Here is a 22,237-nt window from a genome sequence, read left to right as displayed (position 1 = left end):
AACCTCCCGGATCGCCCGGTGGCCAATCACCACCGGTTCACCACCCTGCAAAGGACAACGTCAATGAGCATCCTCGCTGAGGGCACTGTCTACGGTTCCGTCGCCTCGATCGGCTACGGCCTCGCCGCCATCGGCCCCGGCATCGGCGTCGGTCTCATCTTCGGTAACGGTGTCCAGGCCATGGCCCGTCAGCCCGAGGCCGCCGGTCTCATCCGCTCCAACATGTTCATCGGCTTCGCGCTGACCGAGGCGCTCGCCCTCATCGGCATCGTCATGCCGTTCGTCTTCGGCAACAAGTAATCGCCGTAGACCCTTTCTGAGGAAGGTCCAGATATGAGCATGGCGATCGTCCAGCTCGCGGCCGAGGAGAAGATGAACCCTCTCCTCCCCGCGTGGCCCGAGATCATCATCGGCCTGCTCTGCTTCTTCATCGTCTTCGGTCTGCTCGGCAAGAAGCTCCTCCCCAGCATCGAGAAGGTGCTGTCGGAGCGCCGGGACGCGATCGAGGGCGGGATGGAGCGCGCCGAGGCCGCCCAGGCAGAGGCGCAGGCCCTGCTTGAGCAGTACCGCGCCGAGCTCGCCGAGGCGCGCCACGAGGCTGCCCGCATCGTCGAGCAGGCTCGCGAGCAGGGTGCCGCCCAGCTCGCCGAGATGCGCGAGGAGGGCCAGCGCCAGCGCGAGGCCATCGTCGCCGCCGGTCACGCCCAGATCGAGGCTGACAAGAAGCAGGCGACTGCCGCCCTGCGCCAGGACGTGGGTTCGCTGGCCTCCCAGCTGGCCTCCCGCATCGTGGGTGAGTCCCTCGAGGACCACGCCCGGCAGAGCGGCGTGATCGACCGCTTCCTGGACGAGCTGGAGGCCAAGGCCGCCGTTGCTCAGGGTGCGGCCAAGTGATCGGCGCCAGCCGTGAGGCCCTCGCCGCCGGCCGGCAGAACCTGGAGAGCCTGACCGACTCCACCTCGGTGGACGCGGCCAAGCTCGCCGAGGAGCTCACCGCCGTCACGGCCCTGCTGGACCGTGAGGTGTCGCTGCGCCGTGTCCTGACCGACCCGTCCCGGTCCGGCCAGGACAAGGCCCAGCTGGTCTCCTCGCTGCTGACCGGCCAGGTCTCCGGCGAGACCGTCGACCTCGTGTCCGGCCTGGCCCGGTCCCGCTGGTCGGGCTCGCGCGACCTGGTCGACGCCACCGAGCAGCTCGCCGCGTACGCGGAGATCATCGGTGCGGACAAGGCCGGCGCCCTGGACGACGTCGAGGACGAGCTGTTCCGGTTCGGCCGGGTGGTGAGCGGCTCGCACGAGCTGCGCGCCGCGCTGACCGAGCCGAAGGCCGGTGCCGTCGCCAAGGCGGAGCTGATCGGCAAGCTGCTCGGCGGCCGCGCCCACGCGGGCACCGTGCGACTCGTCACGGCCCTCGTCAACGCGCCGCGTGGTCGTAGCCTGGAGCAGGGCCTGGAGTCCTACTCCAAGCTCGCCGCCGCTCGCCGCGGCCGCGTGGTGGCCCTGGTCACCACCGCGGTGCCGCTGTCGGACACCCAGAAGGAGCGCCTGTCCGGTGCTCTGGGCCGGATGTACGGCCGCCAGGTCCACCTGAACATCGACGTCGACCCCGAGGTCGTCGGCGGCGTCCGGGTGCAGATCGGCGACGAGATCATCGAAGGCACCGTGTCGAGCCGCCTCGAAGGCGCTCGCCAGTCGCTCGAAGGCTGAGCACCGAAGCAGTACATCCGACCCTCGGTCGGGAAACCGGTTCCCCCAGGAGCCGGCACATCGGACGGCCGGTTCGGCAGACCCGGCCGAGAGTCGAATACTTGCGGCCCTCAATGGCGGGCCGAGGATCGCAAACTAGGAGAGCAGGGAAGCCTGATGGCGGAGCTTACGATCCGTCCGGAGGAGATCCGGGACGCGCTGGCCGACTTTGTCCAGTCGTACCAGCCGGACGCCGCTTCTGTGGAAGAGGTCGGCACGGTCACTGACGCAGCGGACGGCATCGCGCATGTCGAGGGCCTGCCCTCGGTCATGGCGAACGAGCTGCTGAAGTTCGAGGACGGCACGCTCGGCCTCGCGCTGAACCTCGACACCCGTGAGATCGGTGTCGTCATCCTCGGTGAGTTCGGTGGCATCGAAGAGGGCCAGACCGTGCGCCGCACGGGCGAGGTCCTCTCGGTTCCGGTCGGCGACGGCTACCTCGGCCGCGTCGTGGACCCGCTGGGCAACCCGATCGACGGCCTGGGCGACATCGCCTCCACCGGCCGCCGTGCCCTGGAGCTGCAGGCCCCCGGCGTCATGGTCCGCAAGTCGGTCCACGAGCCGATGCAGACCGGCATCAAGGCCATCGACGCGATGACCCCGATCGGCCGTGGCCAGCGTCAGCTGATCATCGGCGACCGCCAGACCGGCAAGACCGCGGTGGCGATCGACACGATCATCAACCAGCGCGACAACTGGCGCTCGGGCGACCCGAAGAAGCAGGTCCGCTGCATCTACGTCGCCGTGGGCCAGAAGGGCTCCACCATCGCGTCCGTCCGCGGCGCCCTGGAGGAGGCCGGCGCGCTGGAGTACACCACCATCGTGGCTGCTCCCGCCTCCGACCCGGCCGGCTTCAAGTACCTCGCCCCGTACACCGGTTCGGCCATCGGCCAGGAGTGGATGTACGACGGCAAGCACGTCCTGATCATCTTCGACGACCTGTCGAAGCAGGCCGAGGCCTACCGCTCCGTCTCCCTGCTGCTGCGCCGCCCGCCGGGCCGCGAGGCCTACCCGGGTGACGTCTTCTACCTGCACTCCCGCCTGCTGGAGCGCTGCGCGAAGCTCTCCGACGAGCTGGGCGCGGGCTCGATGACCGGTCTGCCGATCATCGAGACCAAGGCCAACGACGTCTCGGCGTACATCCCGACCAACGTCATCTCCATCACCGACGGCCAGTGCTTCCTGGAGTCCGACCTGTTCAACGCCGGCATCCGCCCGGCCGTGAACGTCGGCATCTCGGTCTCCCGCGTCGGTGGCTCGGCCCAGATCAAGGCCATGAAGTCGGTCGCCGGCCGCCTGCGCCTGGACCTGGCCCAGTACCGCGAGCTCGAGGCCTTCGCCGGCTTCGGCTCCGACCTGGACGCGGCCTCCAAGGCCCAGCTGGAGCGCGGTGCGCGCATGGTCGAGCTGCTGAAGCAGGGCCAGTACCAGCCGTTCCCGGTCGAGGAGCAGGTCGTCTCCATCTGGGCCGGCACCACCGGCAAGCTGGACGACGTCCCGGTCGCGGACATCCGCCGCTTCGAGCGCGAGTTCCTGGACCACCTGCGCCTGCAGCACAAGGACCTGCTGGCCGGCATCGTCGAGACCAGCAAGCTGGAGGACGGCACCATCGACGCTCTCACCAGCGCGATCGCCGCCTTCAAGCAGGGCTTCACCACCGCCGACGGCAAGCTCCTCGGCGAGCAGGCCTGAGTCCGGTAACGAGGGAAAGGACGTAACGACCCATGGGAGCACAGCTTCGGGTCTACAAGCGCCGGATCCGCTCTGTCACCGCGACGAAGAAGATCACCAAGGCGATGGAGATGATCTCCGCGGCGCGCATCGGTAAGGCGCAGCGCGCGGTGGCCGCCTCCACTCCGTACGCCGACGAGCTCACCCGGGCGGTGACGGCGGTGGCCACCCGGTCCAACGCCAAGCACCCGCTCACCACCGAGAACCCCTCGGCCTCGCGCGCCGCCGTCCTGCTGATCACGGCGGACCGCGGCCTGGCCGGCGGTTACTCGTCCAACGCCATCAAGGCCTCCATGGTGCTCACCGAGCGCCTGCGCGGCGAGGGCAAGGACGTGGTGACCTACATCATCGGCCGGAAGGGTCTGTCGTACTACACCTTCCGCGACCTCGCGGTGGGCCAGTCGTGGACGGGCTTCTCGGACAAGCCGAGCTACGGTGACGCGAAGGCCGTCGCGGCCGAGCTGATCGCGGCCTTCACCGCCGAGACCGGCGGTGTGGACGAGATCCACCTCGTCTCGACCGAGTTCGAGTCGATGCTCACGCAGACCGCGGTCGAGGCGCGGCTGCTGCCGCTGAAGCTGGACGAGGTCCAGCAGTCGGCCAAGCCGGAGATCTTCCCGCTGTACGACTTCGAACCGTCGGCGGAGGGCGTCCTGGACGCGCTCCTCCCGCGGTACGTCGAGAGCCGGATCTACAGCGCTCTCCTGCAGTCGGCCGCCTCCGAGCACGCCGCGCGACGGCGTGCGATGAAGAGCGCGACCGACAACGCCGGCGAGCTCATCAAGTCGCTCACGCGGCTTGCCAACTCGGCCCGTCAGGCCGAGATCACCCAGGAAATCAGCGAGATCGTCGGCGGGGCCAACGCCCTCGCTGACGCTAGCCGCGGGAGCGAATGAGTATGACTACCACTGTTGAGCCGACCACGGCGACGGGCCGCGTCGCGCGGGTCATCGGCCCGGTCGTCGACGTGGAGTTCCCCGTCGACGCTATTCCGGACATGTTCAACGCCCTGCACGTCGAGGTGGACAACCCCGACGGCTCGGGCAAGAAGACCCTCACCCTCGAGGTCGCCCAGCACCTCGGCGACGGCCTGGTCCGCGGCATCTCGATGCAGCCGACCGACGGCCTGGTCCGCGGCGCGCAGGTGTCCGACACCGGTGCGGCGATCTCCGTCCCCGTCGGCCAGATCACCAAGGGCAAGGTCTTCAACGCCCTCGGTGAGGTGCTGAACGTCGACAAGGCGGAGTTCGACTCGCAGGTCGAGGTTCGCTGGCCGATCCACCGCAAGGCCCCGAACTTCGCCGAGCTCGAGTCGAAGACCGAGATGTTCGAGACCGGCATCAAGGTCATCGACCTGCTCACCCCGTACGTCCAGGGTGGCAAGATCGGTCTGTTCGGTGGTGCCGGTGTCGGCAAGACCGTTCTGATCCAGGAGATGATCTACCGCGTCGCCGAGAACTTCGGTGGTGTCTCCGTGTTCGCCGGCGTCGGCGAGCGCACCCGTGAGGGCAACGACCTCATCCACGAGATGGTCGACTCGGGCGTTCTGGACAAGACCGCGCTGGTCTTCGGCCAGATGGACGAGCCGCCGGGCACCCGTCTGCGCGTCGCGCTCTCCGCGCTGACCATGGCGGAGTACTTCCGTGACGTCGAGAAGCAGGACGTGCTCCTCTTCATCGACAACATCTTCCGGTTCACCCAGGCCGGTTCCGAGGTGTCGACCCTGCTCGGCCGCATGCCCTCCGCGGTGGGCTACCAGCCGAACCTGGCCGACGAGATGGGCCTCCTGCAGGAGCGCATCACCTCGACCCGCGGTCACTCGATCACCTCGATGCAGGCGATCTACGTCCCCGCGGACGACCTGACCGACCCGGCCCCGGCCACCACCTTCGCCCACCTGGACGCGACGACCGTTCTGTCGCGCCCGATCTCGGAGAAGGGCATCTACCCGGCCGTCGACCCGCTGGACTCCACGTCCCGCATCCTCGACCCGCGGTACATCGCGCAGACCCACTACGACACGGCCGTCCGCGTCAAGGGGATCCTGCAGAAGTACAAGGACCTGCAGGACATCATCGCCATCCTCGGTATGGACGAGCTGTCCGAGGAAGACAAGATCACGGTGCACCGCGCCCGTCGCATCGAGCGCTTCCTCTCGCAGAACACCTACGTGGCGAAGCAGTTCACCGGCGTCGACGGCTCGACCGTTCCGCTGTCGGAGACCATCGAGGCGTTCAACGCGATCGCGGACGGCAAGTACGACTCCGTCCCGGAGCAGGCCTTCTTCATGTGCGGTGGCATCGAGGACCTCGAGAAGAACGCCGCCGAGCTGGCGAAGAAGTAGTCGCGGCCGGTAGCAGCCGAGTGACCGTGAGGGGTGGCCCCCGAGTCTGGGGCCCACCCCTCGCGTCGCATCGGCTGTGATTCCGGTCAAATCCGCGCCGCCGGTTTCATGCCGGAGGTGCGGGGCCGTTATTCTTACCGAAACTCCCGAGTAATCGGGGGTTGCATGAGCCTAGGAGCCCACGTTGGCTGAGCTGCACGTCGAGCTGGTCGCAGCCGACCGCAAGGTGTGGTCCGGTGCGGCCACCATCGTCGTCGCCCGTACGGCCTCCGGTGACACCGGCATCATGCCGGGCCACACCCCGGTGCTGAGCGTGCTGGAGACCGGTCCGGTCACCATCCGCACGGTGGACGGCGGCACCGTCATCGCCGCTGTGCACGGCGGCTTCATCTCCTTCGCCGACAACAAGCTGTCTCTGCTCGCGGAGATCGCCGAGCTGGCGGACGAGATCGACGTCGCGCGTGCCGAGCGTGCACTGGAGCAGGCCAAGTCCGACCTGGACGCGCACGCCGAGCGTCGCGCCGAGGTCCGGCTGTTCGCGGCGAACGGCCTCAAGGCGCACGTCTGAGTACGCCGGACCCCGGTTTCAGCGGGGTCGACCGACGGTCCCGGGGACGCGTGAGCGTGACCCCGGGACTGTCGTCGTAGTTGGTAGGTCAACGCGGTCGCTTGATACGACCGATACGGGGAACGCGGGTAGCGAGGAGGTAGGTGAGCATGGTCCTCGCGCTTGTGGTGTGTGCGGCGGTCGTGGCACTGGGTGTGATCGGCCTGGTGGCGTTCGCGGTACGCCGCCGATTGATCCAGCGCGTCGGTGGCACGTTCGACTGCAGCTACCGCCTCAAAATGCCCGCCGACGCCTCGACGCAGCCCGACCTCGACGAGAACGGCAAACCCACCTCGGCCCCGGTCCCCCAGACCGACGGCAAGGGGTGGGTTTTTGGTATCGGCCGCTACAGCGGCGACTCGATCGAGTGGTTCCGGGTCTTCTCCTACGCCCCCCGCCCCCGCAAGGTGCTGCCCCGCCGGGAGATCGAGGTCCTCGGCCGGCGCTACCCCGAGGGCCAGGAGGAGCTCGCGCTGCTCTCCGGCTCGGTGGTGCTGCGCTGCCTGCACAACGGGGCGCCGCTGGAGCTCGCGATGAGCGAGGACGCGCTCACCGGCTTCCTCGCCTGGCTCGAAGCCGCCCCGCCCGGGCAGAGGGTCAACGTCGCGTAGCGACGAGACCCTCGGGGTGGGGGTACCTCCCGGCCGGAGGCCGGGGAGTCACCGTCGCGGAGCGACGGCTGGGGGAGTTAACGCGGCCTAACGTCCGGGGCTAGGGTGTCCGCATGGTCAATCTGACGCGCATCTACACCCGTACCGGCGACGACGGCACCACCGCGCTCGGCGACATGAGCCGGACCAGCAAGACCGACCCGCGGCTGGTGGCGTACGCCGACGCCAACGAGGCCAACGCGGCGATCGGGGTGGCGGTGGCCGCGGGCGCGCTGCCCGAGGACGTCGTGGCCGTGCTCGTCCGGATCCAGAACGACCTCTTCGACGTGGGCGCGGACCTCTCCACGCCGGTCGTGCCGGACCCGCAGTACCCGCCGCTGCGGGTGCTCCAGTCGTACATCGACCGGCTGGAGGGGGACTGCGACCACTACCTGGCGCAGCTGGAGAAGCTGAGGAGCTTCATCCTGCCCGGCGGCACCCCCGGTGCGGCCCACCTGCACCTGGCCTGCACCGTGGTGCGGCGGGCCGAGCGGTCCACCTGGGCGGCCATCGCGGAGCACGGCGACACCGTCAACCCGCTGACCGCGAAGTACCTCAACCGCCTCTCCGACCTGCTGTTCATCCTGGCCCGCGCGGCCAACAAGGAGCGCGGCGACGTGCTCTGGGTGCCCGGCGAGAACCGCTGACGACGACGGGCGGAGCGCCTCAGGGCCGCTTCTCCGGGACGGGCCGCTCGACCGCCCGGCCGTCGACCACCAGGACGCCGGCCGGGGCCTCCTTCGGCCACACCGAGTAGCAGCCGGCGACGACGAGGTTGACGACGGCCGCGATGCCCAGCTTCACGTACCACTGAGTGAAGGTGCCGAAGTGCGCGGAGCCCGCGGAGAGCGGTACGAGCAGGGTGATCAGGCCCAGCGTGATCGCCGCCGAGACCACCGTGCGGCCGGCGATCCGCCACTCGTGCCTGGTCCGCTCGGGGCCGTACTTGGGCGCGGGCAGCGGCTCGGGGCCGCCGGCGAAGCGGTGCTGGAAGCGCTGGTCGGCCCAGCGGACCAGGGAGGGCCCGTAGCCGACGGAGAACCCGGTGTAGCTCGCCGCGAGAGCGTGCGTCCAGCTCGCGGTGGCGCCGCCGCGCAGGTCGAGGACGGCGAGCGCGTAGAGGACGAGGTCGACGGTCGGCAGGCCGAGCAGCAGCGCGGTGCTGGCGCGGCGCCACCGCAGCAGGTAGCGGGTGGCGAGGGCGAGGCCGAGCACGATCCACCACGAGACCTCGGCCGCGACGATGAGGGTGATGATCACGTTCTGCTCCCGGTCGGTCGGCGGTGTCCCCAGCCTCGCGGGGGTGCGCGGCCGTGTCGTCGTCGCCGGGTGCCGTCCCCGACTGCATCCTTCGATGTAGCCGGCTCCTCCCCGCACCGGAGCCGGGCGGGCCGTCCGGGATGGTGGGATGGGGGTGTGCCGCGACCTTCCCTGCCCCCGCACCTGCTTGACCGGCTGATCGCCCTGTGCGGGCTGGTCGGCGGCGCGGTGCTGATCGCCTTCGGGGTGTACGACCGCGCCGACCGGGTGCCGCTGTGGGCGGTGCTGCCGCCGATGCTGGTGATGGCGGGGCTGGAGCTGGTCCGGCGGACCAGGCCGGTGCTGGCGGTGTCGGTGGGCGGTCTGGCCTTCGTGGCGAGCCTGTTCGCGGGGAGCCTGCTGGCGACCCTGATCATGTACACCGACCTGCTGTACGCGGCGGTGATCTACGGCAACCGCCGGATGTCGCGGGTGCTGCACCTGACCGGCGGGTCCACGGTGCTGGTGCTCGCCACGCTGACGGCGGTCTACCAGGGCACCTCGGCCGGGCTGCTGGTCGCGGTGGTCAGTTCGCTGGTCTTCCTGGCGCCGGTGTGGACGGGTGACGTGGTGCGCAAGCACCGGCAGGAGGCGGAGGCCGAACGGCTGCGGGCCGAACAGACCGCACTGCTCTCGGAGATGGACCGCCGCGAGGCGGTGGTGGCCGAACGGGCCAGGATGGCACGGGAGTTGCACGACGTGGTGGCCAACCACCTGTCCGCGATCGCGATCCACGCGACGGGAGCGCAGTCGGTGGCCCGGCGCCGGCGGCTGGCCGCCGACGATCCGCTGGTCGAGGTGCTGGCGGTGATCCGGGAGAACAGCGTCCAGGGTTTGGCCGAAATGCGCCGCATGATCGGACTGCTGCGGGACAGCGGCGGGGGCGAGGCGGACGAGTCGTACGCGGCGCCGGACCTGGCCGCGGTCGACGCGCTGCTGGCCAAGGCCCGGGCGGCCGGCCACGCCGTCGGGCTGGACTTCGAGCTGACCGAGCAGGGCGAGCGCGGGGACGTCCCGGTACCGGTCGGCCTGGCCGCGTACCGGATCGTCCAGGAGTCGCTGACCAACGCGCTCAAGCACGCCGGCCCCGGGCTGGTCAGCCTGCGGCTGGAGTTCGGCCCCGCGGAGCTGGCGATCGCCGTGGACAGCCCGTACCGGGGCGGGGCCGGCCGTGCGCTGCCCGGGGCCCGGGCCGGGCTGGTCGGCATGGCGGAACGGGCCGGGCTGCTCGGCGGCAGCTTCGAGGCCGGGCCGCGGGACGGGTACTGGAGCGTGCGCGCGGTGCTGCCGCGCGACGGGCGGACGGAGGGACGGGAATGACGATCCGGGTGCTGGTGGCCGAGGACCAGGCCGCGGTGCGGGCGGCGCTGGTGATGATCCTGCGGGCGGAGCCGGACGTCGAGGTGGTCGGGCAGGCGGCCGACGGCGAGGAGGCCGTCCGGATGGCGCTGGAGCTGCGCCCGGACGTGGTGCTGATGGACGTGCAGATGCCCCGCCTGGACGGCGTCTCGGCGACCCGCCGGGTGGTCGACGCCGGAGCCGCCCAGGTGCTCGTGCTGACCACCTTCGACCTGGACGAGTACGTCTACGGCGCGCTGCGCGCCGGCGCGGCCGGCTTCCTGCTGAAGGACCTGGAGGCGGACACCCTGGTCGAGGGCGTCCGGACGGTGGCGCGCGGGGACGGCATGCTGGCGCCCTCGGTGACCAGGCGGCTGATCGGGGCCTTCGCCCGCCCTGAGCGGCCGGTGGCGCCGGAGGCCCGGGGCGCGGTGGCCGGGCTGACCCCCCGCGAGCGGGAGGTGCTGGCCTGCCTCGGGGCCGGGATGTCCAACGGGGAGATCGCGGCGCGGCTGGAGATGGCGGAGGCGACCACCAAGACGCACGTCAGCCGGATCCTGGCGAAGCTGGGGCTGCGCAGCCGGGTGCAGGCGGCGATCCTCGCCCAGGACCTCGGACTGACCGTCTGACGAGCCGGGGAGCATCTGGTTCGACCGACCAGGTCGGTCACAGATCACACTCCCGATTGCCACCACGGGGGCGGATTCGGCATTAGAGTCCGGGCAACGAGCGACGCGGCTCCTGCGGCGGTGACCCCTGCCCTGAGCCGCCTTCAGGGCCCGCCCCCAGGGCGGCGACGGCATCGGGAGACCCAGCCATGAGCAATGCGTCCAGCAAGCAGATCGCCGTGATCGGTGCCGGCCTGATGGGTGCCGGCATCGCCCAGGTGTCCGCGCAGGCCGGTCACCCGGTGGTGCTGCGGGACGTCACCGAGGAGGCGCTGCAGCGGGGTCTCGCGGGGATCCGCGCCTCCTACGAGAAGTTCGTCGCCAAGGGCCGGCTGAGCGCCGAGGACGCCGAGGCCGCGCTGGGCCGGATCACCACCACCACCGACCTGGGCGCCGTCGCCGAGGCCGACATCGTGGTCGAGGCCGTGTTCGAGAAGCTGGAGGTCAAGGAGGGCGTCTTCCGCGAGCTCGACAAGCTCGCCAAGGACGGCGCGGTGCTGGCCTCCAACACCTCCGCCATCCCGATCACCCGGATCGCCGCCGCCACGCAGCGCCCCGAGTCGGTCGTCGGCGTGCACTTCTTCTCGCCGGTGCCGCTGATGAAGCTGGTCGAGCTGGTGCGCGGCTACAAGACCAGCGACGAGACGCTGGCCGCCGCCCGGGCCTTCGCCGAGGGCGTCGGCAAGGACGTCGTGGTGGTCAACCGCGACGTGGCCGGCTTCGTCACCACCCGGCTGATCACCGCCCTGGTCGTCGAGGCCGCCAAGCTCTACGAGTCCGGCGTGGCCACCGCCGAGGACATCGACACCGCCTGCCGCCTCGGCTTCGGTCACCCGATGGGCCCGCTGGAGACCGCCGACCTGACCGGCGTGGACATCCTGCTGCACGCCGCCCGCAACATCTACGAGGAGACCCAGGACGAGAAGTTCGCCGCCCCGGAGATCATGGCGCGCATGGTCACCGCCGGCGACCTCGGCCGCAAGAGCGGCCGCGGGTTCTACCCGTACCCGGGCAAGTGAGCCGTCGCCGCGCCTGAACCACGGGCCGGGCGAGCGGGCGGGCCGTGCGGTCGGAGCATCGTACGACCCGGCCGCTCGGGGCCGGGTGAGTTTCCTCACGCCGGGTGCCGCAGACGGGTGATTTGGGCGGTAATCGAGCGTAGGTGTGGAGACTTCCTGCGTATATTCCCTCGGACGAGTGAAGTTGCTTCAGATCTGACCGGAACCAGCAACCCGCGATGCTGATCCGCCGTCAGATGAGGGGGAACCCGGCATTCCGACCGGGCCCGGGCGCGGCGCGCGAGCCGAGCGGCCCACCGGCCGCGATCCGCCCGGACGGACCCCTGCGACCCCCGGACCGGCACGGCCGGGGCGGAACCATCCCGTACCGGGCCAGCCAGGCGAAGGAGGAGAGCATGCGCATCACCGGCGACCACACGGCGCTGGCCATCGAAGGCCGCCTCGACGTGCGCACCGCCGCCGACGCGCGCGTCCAGCTGCACCAGGCCGTGGACGGCGGCCTCGGCGACCTCGTGCTCGACCTCGCCCGGCTGGAGTTCTGGGACGCCACCGGACTCGGCGTCATCATGGGCACCCACCGCCGGGCCGGCCGGATCGGCCGACGCCTGGTGCTCCGCTCCGTTCCGGCCCAGCTCCAACGGCTGCTGGTGGCCACCAAACTGCACCGCATCCTGGCCGTCGACGGCGGGATCGCCGAGCCGCACGGGGTCGTCCTCTAGTTCCCGCACGGTCCCCGCGCGGGGTCGTCCTCCGGTTCCCGCACGGTCCCCGCACGGGTCCGCCCTGCACGGGCGGGCCCGGATGTGCGAGAGTCTGCCCGTCAGAAACGACGGCCGCCCCGGCACGACTGCTTCCCGCACGACTGCCCCCACGCCCGCGCGCGGCCGCGACCGAGACGTCAGCCGGCCGGAGCGGGCGCCGGCGGCCGAGCACGAGGCGGAGCAGAACGTGGCACAGCCAACCGGGGAGTTCCGGCAGGAGGCCGTCCGCACCCGGGGCGGCGAACTGGTCTCCGGAGGCCTGCTGGTCGGCGTCGGCGCCCCGGACGGTTCCGAGTTCAGACCCTGCCCCGAGGAGTGGCGCCCCCGCCCGCGCCGGATCGAACGCAGCGAGCCCGCGCGCGGCCCGGTCGGCGGCGTCGGCCGCGCGGTCGGCCCGCTCGCCCTCGGCACCGGCCCGGCCGACCTGCCGCTGCTCGACCGCGAGGCCGACATCGCCGAACTCCTCGGCCTGCTCGCCGAGGGCCGCTCGATACGCCTGGTCGGCCAGGCAGGCTCGGGCCGCAGCGCGCTGCTGTCGGCCGTCGCCGAAGCCGCGGCCGACCTCGCCCCCGGTGGCGTCGTCCAGCTCTGCGGACACCGCCGCACCCCCGCGGACCTCCTCCAGGACCTCTTCGCGGCCACCCACCACGCCCCCGGCTTCCGGCCGGACCCGGGCCAGTCGGCCGCCCACCTCGCCGAGGTCCGCGCGATCGTGGTCGTCGACGACGCCGAGCAGTCCGCCGCCGAACTGGAGGAGCTGCTCGCCGCCGCCCCCGGCTGCGCCTTCCTGGTCTGCGTCGCCCCCGGCAGCGCGGCGCTGCCGATCGGCTCCCGGTTGCAGGACCACCTGGTCGCCGGGCTCTCCCGCGCAGCCTGCCTCGCGCTCTCCGCCCGGCAGGCCGGCCGGCCGCTGGACGTCGCCGAGAAGGCCTGGGCGGTCGACCTCTGGTTCGAGTCCGAGGGCCTGCCGCTGCGCTTCGTCCAGGCCGCCGCACTGCTGCGCCAGCGGGACGTCTCGGTGGACGCCCTGGTCGCCGCCGAGGAGGACCGGATGGGGGTCTTCGGCGCCGTCGAGGAGCCCGTCCACGACCCCGACCCGGCGGTCCGCGAGAACGAGCTGCGGCGGACCGTCCCGCTGCCCTCCGTCGCCGAGACCGCCTCGCCCGCCGTCCGGCTCGCCGAGGGGCTGAGCGAGCCCGCACAGGCCGTCCTGCGGCTCGCCGTGGCGCTCGGCGGCGAGTGCCCCACCGCACCGCACCTGCCCGCGCTGATCGACGTCGGGCAGGCCGAGAGCGCGCTCGCCGAACTCGTCGACGCCGGACTGGCGGTGTCCATCGGCGGGCACCACCGGCTGACCGCCGGGGTGCTCGAACTGCTCGCCCCGCACTGGCCGGCCCGCGGCTGTCTGGACGGCGCCGCCCAGCACTTCGCCTGGTGGGTCGGCCACAGCTCGGTGTCGTTGGAGCAGGTCGCGGCCGAGGCCGAGGTGCTGATCGGCGTCCTGCTCGCCGACCGGGAGGCCGGGCGGCACGAGGCGGTGGTGCGGCTGGCCAGGGCCGCCGCGCCGGCCCTGGCGCTCTCGCTGCGCTGGGGCGCCTGGGAGCGGGTCCTGGAACTGGGGCTGGAGGCGGCCCGCCGCTCCGGCTCGGCGACCGACCAGGCCTGGTTCCACCACGAGTCGGGCGTGCACGCCTTCTGCGTCCGCGAGCCGTCCAGGGCGATGGCCGAGCTGGAGACCGCGCTCACCCTGCGGGCCACCGCCGGGGAGCAGCGCGGTGTGGCGGCGGCGCGCCGGATGCTGGACCTGCTGCGTGCCGACGGGCGGCAGTTGGAGGCGGCGCCGGCCCCCGCGCCCACCCGGCGACCCGTCATCCGGGCGATCGCCAACAAGGTGCCGTCGCGCCTGCGGGCCAGCCGCCGGCGCCGGGTGATCACCGCGTCGGCGGCCGTGCTCGCGCTCGGGGCGCTCACCACGGCGGTGGCGCTGAGCGCCACCGGGCCGGAGCAGCACCAGGGCAACGACCCGCACAGCCGGCTCGACGAGCCCGGCGGGGCCCAGGACGCGCCGCTGCCGGTGCCGCACACCAGCGGCTCCCCGGCCACGCCCGGCGCGACGGGGACGGACGCGAGCAGCAGCCCGGCGGCGGACGGGACCAGCCCGGAGCCCTCGGCGAGCGGCAGTGCGTCCCGCTCCCCGAGCGCGTCGCCCTCCCGGAAGCCGAGCCGCGGGCCGAGCAGCAGTGCCTCGGAGAGCGCGCAGCCGTCGCAGCCGCCGTCCCAGCAGCCGACGCCCGGTCAGTCGCAGCCGCCGGCCCCGCCGACCGGTCCGCAGCCGGGCGGGGGCCCGACGCCCGGGCCGCCGAAGCCGTCGAGCAGTTCGAGCTCGCCGAGCCCGACCGGCACGCCGTCCTCGCCGCCCACCGCTGGTCCGAGCGGAACGCCGAGCCCGTCCGGTACGGCGAGCCCGACGGGGACGACGAGCCCGCCGTAGGGGTGACCGGTCAGAACAGCTTGAGCTTGTCGTCGTCGATGCCGCGCAGCTCGTCGTAGTCCAGCACCACGCAGCCGATGCCCCGGTCGGTGGCCAGCACACGGGCCTGGGGCTTGATCTCCTGCGCGGCGAAGACGCCCTTGACCGGGGCCAACAGCGGGTCCCGGTTGAGGAGTTCGAGGTAGCGGGTGAGCTGCTCGACGCCGTCGATCTCGCCGCGGCGCTTGATCTCGACGGCGACCGTGGCGCCGTCGGAGTCGCGGCAGAGGATGTCGACCGGGCCGATCGCGGTCGGGTACTCGCGGCGGATGAGCGACCAGCCGGCGCCGAGCACCTCCATCCGGTCCGCGAGCAGCTCCTGGAGGTGCGCCTCGACGCCGTCCTTGATCAGGCCCGGATCGACCCCGAGCTCGTGGGACGAGTCGTGCAGCACCTCCTCCAGCGTGATGATGAGCTTCTCGCCGGCCTTGTTCTCCACCGTCCAGACCCCGTCGGCCTCCTTGAGGGCGCACGGCGGGGACATCCAGTTGAGCGGCTTGTAGGCGCGGTCGTCGGCGTGGATGCTGACGCTGCCGTCGGCCTTGACCAGGATGAGCCTGGTGGCGGAGGGCAGATGGGCGGAGAGCCGACCGGCATAGTCGACTGAGCAGCGGGCAATTACGAGACGCACGGTCGACCACGCTAGCCCACCGGGGCCAGTTGATGCGATTCCACGACGACCGGGTGAAGAAACCGCGAACCCCGCGAACATGGAGGTTCGGCAATCCCGGTACCGCACGCCGCGGTCTGGCGCCCGCACCCTGGGGTAGCTACCGTGTGTGACGGCACGCTTGCGGGATCGCTGTCAACGGGGATGGAGACTTCAGATGAACGATCCGACGGGATCCGGCCAATCTGGTGCACCACGGCGTATTTCCCAAGCAATCCCCAGGAATGACCGACCCGGTCCGCCGTTGACTGCCACGCTGTTCTGAGCGCGGTCGGTGTTCGGGGCGTCACGTCCCGTTGCGCCACCGCCCTCGCCCGGGTGCCGGAAACTCCCGTCCCACGGTGTTCCGGACACCACGCGCGACCGCCCACCCTCACTGTGAGCTTTGGACTACGCATGACCACCCGGGCGCCGCACGGGTGGACCGCGAGAGGAGAACCCATGTCGCTCGACGTCTCACCGGCCCTGCTCGAGAAGGCCGAGCGGGGCGAGGTCGACGAGCGGGAATTCGTCGACTGCGTCCGCGTCTCCCTGCCGTACGCCTGGGACCTGATCAGCTCGCTGGTCGCCCAGGCGAAGGTCGACGGCACCGACTTCGCCGACAACCAGGTACCGCCGCCCAGCGAGCAGGCCCGCGGCCAGCTCCTGCGCGCGCTCGCCAGCGACGCCATCCGGGGTGCCCTGCAGCGGCACTTCGGGGTGCGGCTGGCCTTCCAGAACTGTCACCGGGTGGCGGTCTTCCTGCCGTCGGAGGCCAACGAGGCGCGGCACACCCGCTTCACCTCGGTCCGGGAGCAGCTGCTGAACCAGTCCGAGGAACTCCGGGACTGCTGACCGGTCGCAGGACCGGGCACGCCGTCGGGCCGCCCCCGTCCCCCGGTGCGGGGGGAGGGGAGGCGGCCCGGGCGGGCTCACGCCAGCTGCGGCAGCACCTCGGAGCCGAGCCGGGCGATGTTGTGCAGGGTGGCCTCGTTGTCCCCGCTGCCCTCCGCGAGCAGCGCGAAGCGGCGGATGCCGGTCCGCTCGGCGGTGGCCAGCAGCTTGTCGGCGCACTGCCGCGGGGTGCCCACCGCGTGCAGGTCGCAGAGGAGTTCGGTGTACTGGCGCGGATCGCGCATCTTGCGCTCCCGGCCGTCCACGGTGCGGTGGGCGCCGAGCCCGTACTCGAACCACCCCGGCATCGCGTTCAGCAGGGTGGCCCTCGCCGCCGAGGTGCGGTCGTCGACCTGCGCCACCCCGGCCGCGACGTGCTGGCGGCCGACCCGGCGCAGCTGCTCCTCGCTGCGCCCCGCGGCCAGCCAGGCGGTGCGGTACAGCTCCAGCATCTGCAGCTTGTCCTCGTCGCCCGAGTGCATGCCGAGCAGCATCGGCAGGCCGCGTTCGGCCGCGAGCCGCACCCCGCCCGGCGAGGTGCAGGCGACCACCACCGGCGGCCCCGCCACCGGCCGCCCGGACGCGGTCAGCTCCTCGCCGGGGCCCTCACCGCCGAGGCCCTCGACGTCCTGGCGCTGGCGCGGCAGGCGCACCGGGCCGGCGGTCTCGCCGAGGCCGAGCCAACTCCCCAGGCCCGACCGGCGCAGGGGCTCGGCGGCCCGCGGCACCACCGCCACCTCGGGGAAGGAGAACTGCGGGCCGTCCGCGCCCACCCGGGAGCCGCGCAGCCAGCGCAGCAGCAGCTCCAGCCGTTCCGCGAAGCCGTTCTCGAAGGCCTCCACACCGCTGCCGAACACGTCCAGGTCGATCCACGGCCCACCGCGGCCCACCCCGAGCGTGAACCGCCCGCCGGAGGTGAGGTGCAGCAGCGCGGCCTGCTCGCCGAGCGCCACCGGGTGGGTGGTGGAGAGCACGCTCACCGCCGTGCCGACACCGATCCGGCGGGTCCGGCCCAGCAGCAGCCCGGCCATCGTGGCCGCATTGGGGCAGACGCCGTACGGGACGAAGTGGTGCTCGGCCAGCCAGACGCTGTCCAGGCCGGCCCGTTCGGCCTCGACGGCGGCCCGGACGGTGCGGTCCAGCACCTCGCCGTGCGTCTGCCCGGGGAACTGCGCGGACAGCAGGAACGCGCCGACCCGTACCGGAGCGGTGTCCGCCGGCAGCGCGCCGGCCCGCTGGGGGAGCGGCAACGGCTCGCCGGCGGCCGCCACCGGGGTGACGGCGGTCAGGGCCGCGCCGGCTGCGGGCGGCCGGACCCCGACGGGGCGACGGGTCTCGGCGCGGGCGCTGGTCTTGGTCATGGATGGGGCCTCCTCGGGTGCACGCAGGGTTTGCGGGCCCCGCCTGTTCCCCTCGTGGGTATCCGATGTCATGTGCCAACGGCACGCGGAAACCCGAATTTCCCCGAAGATCGGGTGGATCTCGGCAAAAACCCGGGACCACCGGGCGATGCCGTGATAGAGGCCTCCGGGAGGGCCGGGCGGCCGTAGGCTGGAACGGCCCGATCCCCCCGGAAGAGAGGTATGCCGACGTGTCGCCGCGCCGCAACCGGATCAAGACCGCCGACCCCCGCGACAGCGCCGAACCGGCCGCACCGCTCGGCGGATCGCTGCGCCGCACCGAGAGCTACCAGGGCGACGACTGGGTGGTCCAGACGGTGGCCGGGACGGCCGGGCGGCACTACCGCTGCCCCGGCTGCGACCAGGAGATCCCGCCCGGCGTGGGCCACGTGGTGGCCTGGCCGATGCACGGCGCCGGCGTGGACGACCGTCGGCACTGGCACCGGGCCTGCTGGGGGGCGCGCGAGCGCCGGGCCTCCAACGTGCTGCGCGGCCGCGGCGCCCCCCGCTACTGAACCCGTTCAGGCGTCCCGCTTCTTGAGCACCAGCGCACCGCCGAGCAGGGCCGCGAGCGTCCAGGCCAGGCAGATCGCGAAGCCGGCCCACGGCCCGTACGGCTGGCCGTGCTGCTCGTACACCAGCAGCATCCGGGAGCCCGCGTAGTCCGGGAAGTAGTGGGCCAGCGTCTTGACCTTCGGCACCGCCGAGAGGATCGGCGACAGCAGGAAGAAGAACGGCACCAGCACGCCCAGGGCGAGCGTCTGGTTGTGCAGCATCGTGGTGACGCCGGCCGAGAACAGGCAGAGCATCGTCAGGTACAGCGCGGCGCCGAACACCGCGCGCAGCACGTGCGGTTCACCGAGGCCGGTGGAGTGCGAGCCGAGCAGCGACTGGCCGACGAAGAAGGTGACGAAGGCCGTCACCAGCGAGACCGCCAGGGCCAGTCCGCCGAGCACCGCGGCCTTGCCTGCCAGCAGGGTGCCGCGCTGCGGGACGGCCGCCAGGGTGACCCGGATCATGCCGCTGCTGTACTCGTTGCCGATCGCCAGCACGCCGAACACGATGATGGCGAGCTCGCCGAGCATGATGCCGGAGAAGGCCGTGCCGGTGGCGTCGAACGGGGACTCCTCGTTGCGCCGGAACTCGGAGAAGTTGTTGTTGGTGAGCAGGGACAGCAGCGCACCGATGCCGACCGTGACGACGAAGGCCAGCGCGAGCGTCCAGACCGTCGAGCGGACGCTGCGGATCTTCGTCCACTCGGAGCGCAGGATCGCGGGGAAGGACGTCATCTCAGTTCTCCTCCTGCCGGGCCGCCGCGGCCTGCCGGGCGCCGTCCGCCTTCCACCCGGCACCCCACGTGCCGGGCGCGCCGGCCGCGTCGCGGCCCGGGCCGTCACCCGCGTGGTACTCCACCGAGTCGGCCGTCATCTGCATGAACGCCTCCTCCAACGAGGCCTGCTGCGGGCTGAGTTCGTGCAGCACGACGCCGTGCGCCGCCGCCAGGTCGCCGATCCTGGCGAGATCGCCGTCGACCACCTCGTAGGAGCCCTCCGGGCCCGGCTCGTGCCGGATCCCGGCGTCGGCCAGGACGTCGAGCAGACGCTCCGGGTGCGGGCTGCGCAGCCGCACGGCGGAGCGGGAGTTGCGGCGGATGAACTCCGGCATCGGCAGGTCCGCGAGCAGCCGGCCCCGGCCGATGACCACCAGGTGGTCGGCGGTGACGGCCATCTCGCTCATCAGGTGCGAGGAGACGAAGACCGTCCGGCCCTCGGAGGCGAGCCGCTTCATCAGGTTGCGGATCCAGAGGATGCCCTCCGGGTCGAGGCCGTTGACCGGTTCGTCGAACATCACGATCTCCGGGTCGCCGAGCAGCGCCGAGGCGATGCCCAGGCGCTGGCCCATGCCGAGCGAGAAGCCGCGGGCCCGCTTGCGGCCGACCGGGGTGAGGCCGACCAGGCCGAGCACCTCGTCCACCCGGCGCTCCGGGATCCGGTTGCTCTGGGCGAGCCAGAGCAGGTGGTCGCGGGCGGTGCGGCCGGGGTGGACGGCCTTGGCCTCCAGCAGCGCGCCGATGTACTTGAGCGGCTCGCTGAGCTGCCCGTAGCGCTTGCCGTCGATGGTGACGCGGCCGCCGGTGGGGCGGTCGAGGTCGAGGATCATGCGCATGGTGGTCGACTTGCCGGCGCCGTTGGGGCCGAGGAAGCCGGTCACCACGCCCTGGGGGACCCGGAAGCTGAGCCGGTCCACCGCGAGTGTCTTGCCGTAACGTTTTGTCAGGTCGTGCAACTCGATCATTCGCGCTCCCTTACTCTCAGTCAGGCTAGGACAAAGGGGATATCGCGGCCCGCTGAGTGGGCCCGCCGGGCGTGCCGGAATACGGTGGGCCCATGACCCAGCTCCCCTCCGCAGTGTCGGTCCGCGAGAGCGGTACCGGAACCCCACTCGTGCTGCTGCACGCCTTCCCGCTGAACGCCTCGATGTGGTCCGCCCAACTGGACGCGCTGCCCGGTCGCACCGGTGACGAGGCCCGGGTGATCGCCCCGGACCAGCGCGGCTTCGGCGGCACCGAGCTGGGCGCCGACGAGCCCTCGCTGGACCTGGTGGCCGACGACCTCGCGCTGCTGCTGGACGCGGCCGGCATCGACCGGGCGGTGGTCGGCGGGCTCTCCATGGGCGGCTACGCGGCGCTGGCCTTCGCCCGCCGCCACCCGGAGCGGTTGGCCGGCCTGCTGCTGGCCAACACCCGCGCCACCGCCGACACCGACGCGGTGCGGGCCAACCGGGAGCGCATCGCGGCCGCCGTCACGGCCCGCGCCAGCGTCCAGCTGCTGCTCGACGAGGAGGTGGCCGCCGGGCAGCTCGGCCCGGACTCGCGGCACCTGGTGGAGCGGGTCCAGGCGCTCGTCGCCGCCGCTGCGCCGGCCGCCGTCGCCTGGGCCCAGCGGGCCATGGCGGCCCGCCCGGACGCCCTGGACGTGCTCGCCGGGCTTCGGGTGCCGGTGGCGGTCGTCGCGGGCGCGCAGGACGCCCTGGTGGCGCCGGAGGAGGCCGAGCTGATGGTCCGGGCCCGCCCGGACGCCGAACTGACCGTCATCCCCGGGGTGGGTCACCTGAGCGCGCTGGAGGCGCCGGAGGCGTTCGACGCCGCCGTCCGCAAGCTGCTGGCCCGGGTGGCGGCCGGATGAGGGACGACTCGGCCGGCTGGGACTTCTCCGCACTGGAGGTGACCGGCCGGATGCCCGTGACCAACCGGGGCGAGGGCCTGGTCGAACTGACCCTGGAGCCGCTCGGCGAGGACTACTGGCTGCGCCCGGGGGAGACCTTCATCGTCACCTCCTACGGCGACCACGGATCCGGTCACCCGTTCGAGGTGCAGTACTGGCCCGACTCGGTCTCGGTCTGGTGCACCTCGTGGTTCGGCACCGTCTCCGACGACGAGGGCAACCAGCTCAGCAGCGGGCACCAGCGGCCCGACGGGGCCTACCCGAGGTGATGAAGCCGCACACGACGACAGGCCCTCACCCGGGCGGGTGAGGGCCTGTCGTCGTCCCGCGGGGTGCGGGACACGGCGTCAGCGCGACTGCTGGGCGGGCACGCCCATGGTGTCGTCGCCCGGCAGCGAGGCGGCGGCCACGGCCGCGCCGGTCAGCGTCGCCAGCATCTCGCGGACGTTGGTCAGCTGGGCGTTGATGCTGTCGCGGCGGTTGGTGAGCGCCGCCAGCTCGCGCTCGGACTCGCTGCGGATCCGGTCGGCCTTGGCGTTGGCGTCGGCCACGATGTCCTCGGACTGGCGCTGGGCCGTCTCGACGGTCTGGCGGGCGCGGCGCTCGGCGTCGGTGCGCAGCTTCTCGGCCTCCAGGCGCAGCTGCTCGGCCCGGTGCTCGATCTCCGCCAGGCGCTTCTCGGCCTTGGCCTGACGGGCGGCGAGGTCCCGCTCGGACTGCTCGCGGCGCTTGGCCAGGTTGGTCTCGAACTCCAGCGCGGCCTGGGCGGCCTTGGTGCGGGTCTCCTCGAAGAGGGCGTCCGCCTCCTCGCGCTTGTTCTGGGCGTCCTTGTTGGCCTCGGCGCGCAGCTGGGCGCTGTCGCTCTTCGCCTTGTCGACGATCCGCAGACCCTCGTCCTCCGCCTTGGCCTTGCGGTCCTTGGCGTAGTTCTCGGCCTCGGTGCGGACCTGCTGGGCGGCGGCCTCGGCGAGCTCGCGGTGCTGCTCGGCGGCGCGGTGCGCCTCGTCGCGCAGGTCCTTGGCCTCCTCCTCGGCGAGGCGCAGGATCTTCTCGACCCGGGCGCCGAGACCGGCGTAGGACGGTTCCGCCTCGGTGACCGCGGCCTGCGCGGTCTGGGTCTCCAGGTGGAGCTCCTCGATGCGCTTCTCCAGCGCGCTGATCCGGGTCAGTGCGCTGTCACGGTCGGCCACCAGCTTGGTGATCCGCTCGTCGACCTGGGCACGCTCGTACCCACGGCGCACCAGGTCGAAGCCGTGAGGGGAGTGACTGTCGCTCATGGGGTTCTGGGCTTCCTGTCGTCAAACCGCTGAGGTGGTTGAGGGAATCCTGACACGGTACCGGAGTGTCGACGGCGAAATGCCGTTGTCCCGCGGACAAT

At 72.3% G+C, this 22,237-nt stretch carries 24 protein-coding genes; 18 read left to right on the top strand and 6 right to left on the bottom strand.

Translation table 11 applies throughout. From position 1 onward, the window contains the following. Window positions 1-63 precede the first annotated feature (63 nt). From atpE to ACFYUY_RS20765, 9 genes are all read left to right on the top strand, one after another. Entirely contained in the window at window positions 64-300 is a 237-nt protein-coding gene (gene atpE / locus ACFYUY_RS20805) for an ATP synthase F0 subunit C (protein WP_030282059.1), read from the top strand. 33 nt (window positions 301-333) lie between these two features. Next, complete coding sequence (locus tag ACFYUY_RS20800) at window positions 334-894, top strand: F0F1 ATP synthase subunit B (RefSeq protein WP_329927974.1); 561 nt, start codon at window positions 334-336, stop codon at window positions 892-894. After that, window positions 891-1,706: a F0F1 ATP synthase subunit delta gene (locus tag ACFYUY_RS20795; RefSeq protein WP_360204600.1), complete on the top strand. Its 816-nt coding sequence runs from the start codon at window positions 891-893 to the stop codon at window positions 1,704-1,706. The genes ACFYUY_RS20800 and ACFYUY_RS20795 overlap by 4 nt, the downstream gene beginning before the upstream one ends. Window positions 1,707-1,862: 156 nt before the next feature. Next, a complete protein-coding gene (atpA, locus tag ACFYUY_RS20790; RefSeq protein ID WP_360204603.1) occupies window positions 1,863-3,437 on the top strand; it encodes a F0F1 ATP synthase subunit alpha in 1,575 nt (524 codons plus the stop codon). A gap of 32 nt (window positions 3,438-3,469) precedes the next feature. Next, complete coding sequence (locus ACFYUY_RS20785) at window positions 3,470-4,372, top strand: F0F1 ATP synthase subunit gamma (protein WP_360204606.1); 903 nt, start codon at window positions 3,470-3,472, stop codon at window positions 4,370-4,372. Window positions 4,373-4,374: 2 nt separating this feature from the next. Beyond that, entirely contained in the window at window positions 4,375-5,820 is a 1,446-nt protein-coding gene (atpD, locus tag ACFYUY_RS20780; protein ID WP_360204608.1) for a F0F1 ATP synthase subunit beta, read from the top strand. Between the two features lie 184 nt (window positions 5,821-6,004). Next, window positions 6,005-6,388 (top strand): F0F1 ATP synthase subunit epsilon, encoded by a 384-nt coding sequence (locus tag ACFYUY_RS20775; protein ID WP_360204611.1) that lies wholly within the window; start codon window positions 6,005-6,007, stop codon window positions 6,386-6,388. A 149-nt stretch (window positions 6,389-6,537) separates the two neighbouring features. Next, window positions 6,538-7,038, top strand: coding sequence for a DUF2550 domain-containing protein (locus tag ACFYUY_RS20770; protein ID WP_218201846.1), 501 nt, complete (start codon window positions 6,538-6,540; stop codon window positions 7,036-7,038). 113 nt (window positions 7,039-7,151) lie between these two features. Further along, window positions 7,152-7,724, top strand: a complete 573-nt coding sequence (locus ACFYUY_RS20765) for a cob(I)yrinic acid a,c-diamide adenosyltransferase (RefSeq protein ID WP_360204614.1) — start codon at window positions 7,152-7,154, stop codon at window positions 7,722-7,724. Between the two features lie 19 nt (window positions 7,725-7,743). On the opposite strand, the gene ACFYUY_RS20760 is transcribed toward ACFYUY_RS20765, so the two are convergent. Continuing rightward, the gene (locus tag ACFYUY_RS20760) at window positions 7,744-8,337 is read right to left on the bottom strand and encodes a hypothetical protein (RefSeq protein ID WP_360204617.1); all 594 of its coding nucleotides are present in this window, start codon (window positions 8,335-8,337) and stop codon (window positions 7,744-7,746) included. Window positions 8,338-8,493: 156 nt separating this feature from the next. Between ACFYUY_RS20760 and ACFYUY_RS20755 the strand changes: the two genes are divergently transcribed. The 5 genes from ACFYUY_RS20755 (at window position 8,494) to ACFYUY_RS20735 (ending at window position 14,653) form a co-directional block, all read left to right on the top strand. Then, window positions 8,494-9,696, top strand: coding sequence for a sensor histidine kinase (locus ACFYUY_RS20755; protein ID WP_387902252.1), 1,203 nt, complete (start codon window positions 8,494-8,496; stop codon window positions 9,694-9,696). Then, window positions 9,693-10,343, top strand: coding sequence for a response regulator transcription factor (locus ACFYUY_RS20750; RefSeq protein WP_360204623.1), 651 nt, complete (start codon window positions 9,693-9,695; stop codon window positions 10,341-10,343). The genes ACFYUY_RS20755 and ACFYUY_RS20750 overlap by 4 nt, the downstream gene beginning before the upstream one ends. A 188-nt stretch (window positions 10,344-10,531) precedes the next feature. Beyond that, window positions 10,532-11,401, top strand: coding sequence for a 3-hydroxyacyl-CoA dehydrogenase family protein (locus tag ACFYUY_RS20745; protein WP_360204626.1), 870 nt, complete (start codon window positions 10,532-10,534; stop codon window positions 11,399-11,401). Between the two features lie 395 nt (window positions 11,402-11,796). Beyond that, the gene (locus ACFYUY_RS20740; protein ID WP_360204629.1) at window positions 11,797-12,120 is read left to right on the top strand and encodes an STAS domain-containing protein; all 324 of its coding nucleotides are present in this window, start codon (window positions 11,797-11,799) and stop codon (window positions 12,118-12,120) included. A gap of 229 nt (window positions 12,121-12,349) precedes the next feature. Next, complete coding sequence (locus ACFYUY_RS20735) at window positions 12,350-14,653, top strand: ATP-binding protein (protein ID WP_387902247.1); 2,304 nt, start codon at window positions 12,350-12,352, stop codon at window positions 14,651-14,653. A 10-nt stretch (window positions 14,654-14,663) separates the two neighbouring features. On the opposite strand, the gene nucS is transcribed toward ACFYUY_RS20735, so the two are convergent. Then, the gene (gene nucS / locus ACFYUY_RS20730; protein WP_030057515.1) at window positions 14,664-15,323 is read right to left on the bottom strand and encodes an endonuclease NucS; all 660 of its coding nucleotides are present in this window, start codon (window positions 15,321-15,323) and stop codon (window positions 14,664-14,666) included. Window positions 15,324-15,803: 480 nt separating this feature from the next. Between nucS and ACFYUY_RS20725 the strand changes: the two genes are divergently transcribed. Continuing rightward, a complete protein-coding gene (locus tag ACFYUY_RS20725) occupies window positions 15,804-16,196 on the top strand; it encodes an SCO5389 family protein (RefSeq protein WP_360204637.1) in 393 nt (130 codons plus the stop codon). 77 nt (window positions 16,197-16,273) lie between these two features. Here ACFYUY_RS20725 and ACFYUY_RS20720 read toward each other — a convergent pair whose 3' ends face one another. Further along, window positions 16,274-17,596, bottom strand: a complete 1,323-nt coding sequence (locus tag ACFYUY_RS20720; protein WP_360204640.1) for an LLM class flavin-dependent oxidoreductase — start codon at window positions 17,594-17,596, stop codon at window positions 16,274-16,276. A gap of 230 nt (window positions 17,597-17,826) precedes the next feature. Here ACFYUY_RS20720 and ACFYUY_RS20715 point away from each other — a divergent pair, with 230 nt between their 5' ends. Then, on the top strand, window positions 17,827-18,150 hold the full coding sequence (locus tag ACFYUY_RS20715; RefSeq protein ID WP_360204643.1) for an ATP/GTP-binding protein: 324 nt from the start codon (window positions 17,827-17,829) through the stop codon (window positions 18,148-18,150). A gap of 6 nt (window positions 18,151-18,156) precedes the next feature. On the opposite strand, the gene ACFYUY_RS20710 is transcribed toward ACFYUY_RS20715, so the two are convergent. Continuing rightward, a complete protein-coding gene (locus ACFYUY_RS20710; RefSeq protein ID WP_360204645.1) occupies window positions 18,157-18,924 on the bottom strand; it encodes an ABC transporter permease subunit in 768 nt (255 codons plus the stop codon). Window position 18,925: 1 nt separating this feature from the next. Continuing rightward, window positions 18,926-19,930 (bottom strand): ABC transporter ATP-binding protein, encoded by a 1,005-nt coding sequence (locus ACFYUY_RS20705; RefSeq protein WP_360204648.1) that lies wholly within the window; start codon window positions 19,928-19,930, stop codon window positions 18,926-18,928. Between the two features lie 92 nt (window positions 19,931-20,022). On the opposite strand from ACFYUY_RS20705, the gene ACFYUY_RS20700 reads away from it, so the two are divergent. After that, window positions 20,023-20,820: an alpha/beta hydrolase gene (locus ACFYUY_RS20700; RefSeq protein ID WP_360204650.1), complete on the top strand. Its 798-nt coding sequence runs from the start codon at window positions 20,023-20,025 to the stop codon at window positions 20,818-20,820. Then, window positions 20,817-21,128, top strand: a complete 312-nt coding sequence (locus ACFYUY_RS20695; protein ID WP_360204652.1) for a hypothetical protein — start codon at window positions 20,817-20,819, stop codon at window positions 21,126-21,128. The genes ACFYUY_RS20700 and ACFYUY_RS20695 overlap by 4 nt, the downstream gene beginning before the upstream one ends. 78 nt (window positions 21,129-21,206) lie before the next feature. On the opposite strand, the gene ACFYUY_RS20690 is transcribed toward ACFYUY_RS20695, so the two are convergent. After that, window positions 21,207-22,136, bottom strand: coding sequence for a cellulose-binding protein (locus ACFYUY_RS20690; RefSeq protein ID WP_360204654.1), 930 nt, complete (start codon window positions 22,134-22,136; stop codon window positions 21,207-21,209). Window positions 22,137-22,237 lie beyond the last annotated feature (101 nt).

The organism is Kitasatospora sp. NPDC004745, assembly GCF_042873275.1.
Taxonomy (GTDB): domain Bacteria; phylum Actinomycetota; class Actinomycetes; order Streptomycetales; family Streptomycetaceae; genus Kitasatospora.
This window is presented reverse-complemented; position numbering and strand designations above follow the sequence as displayed.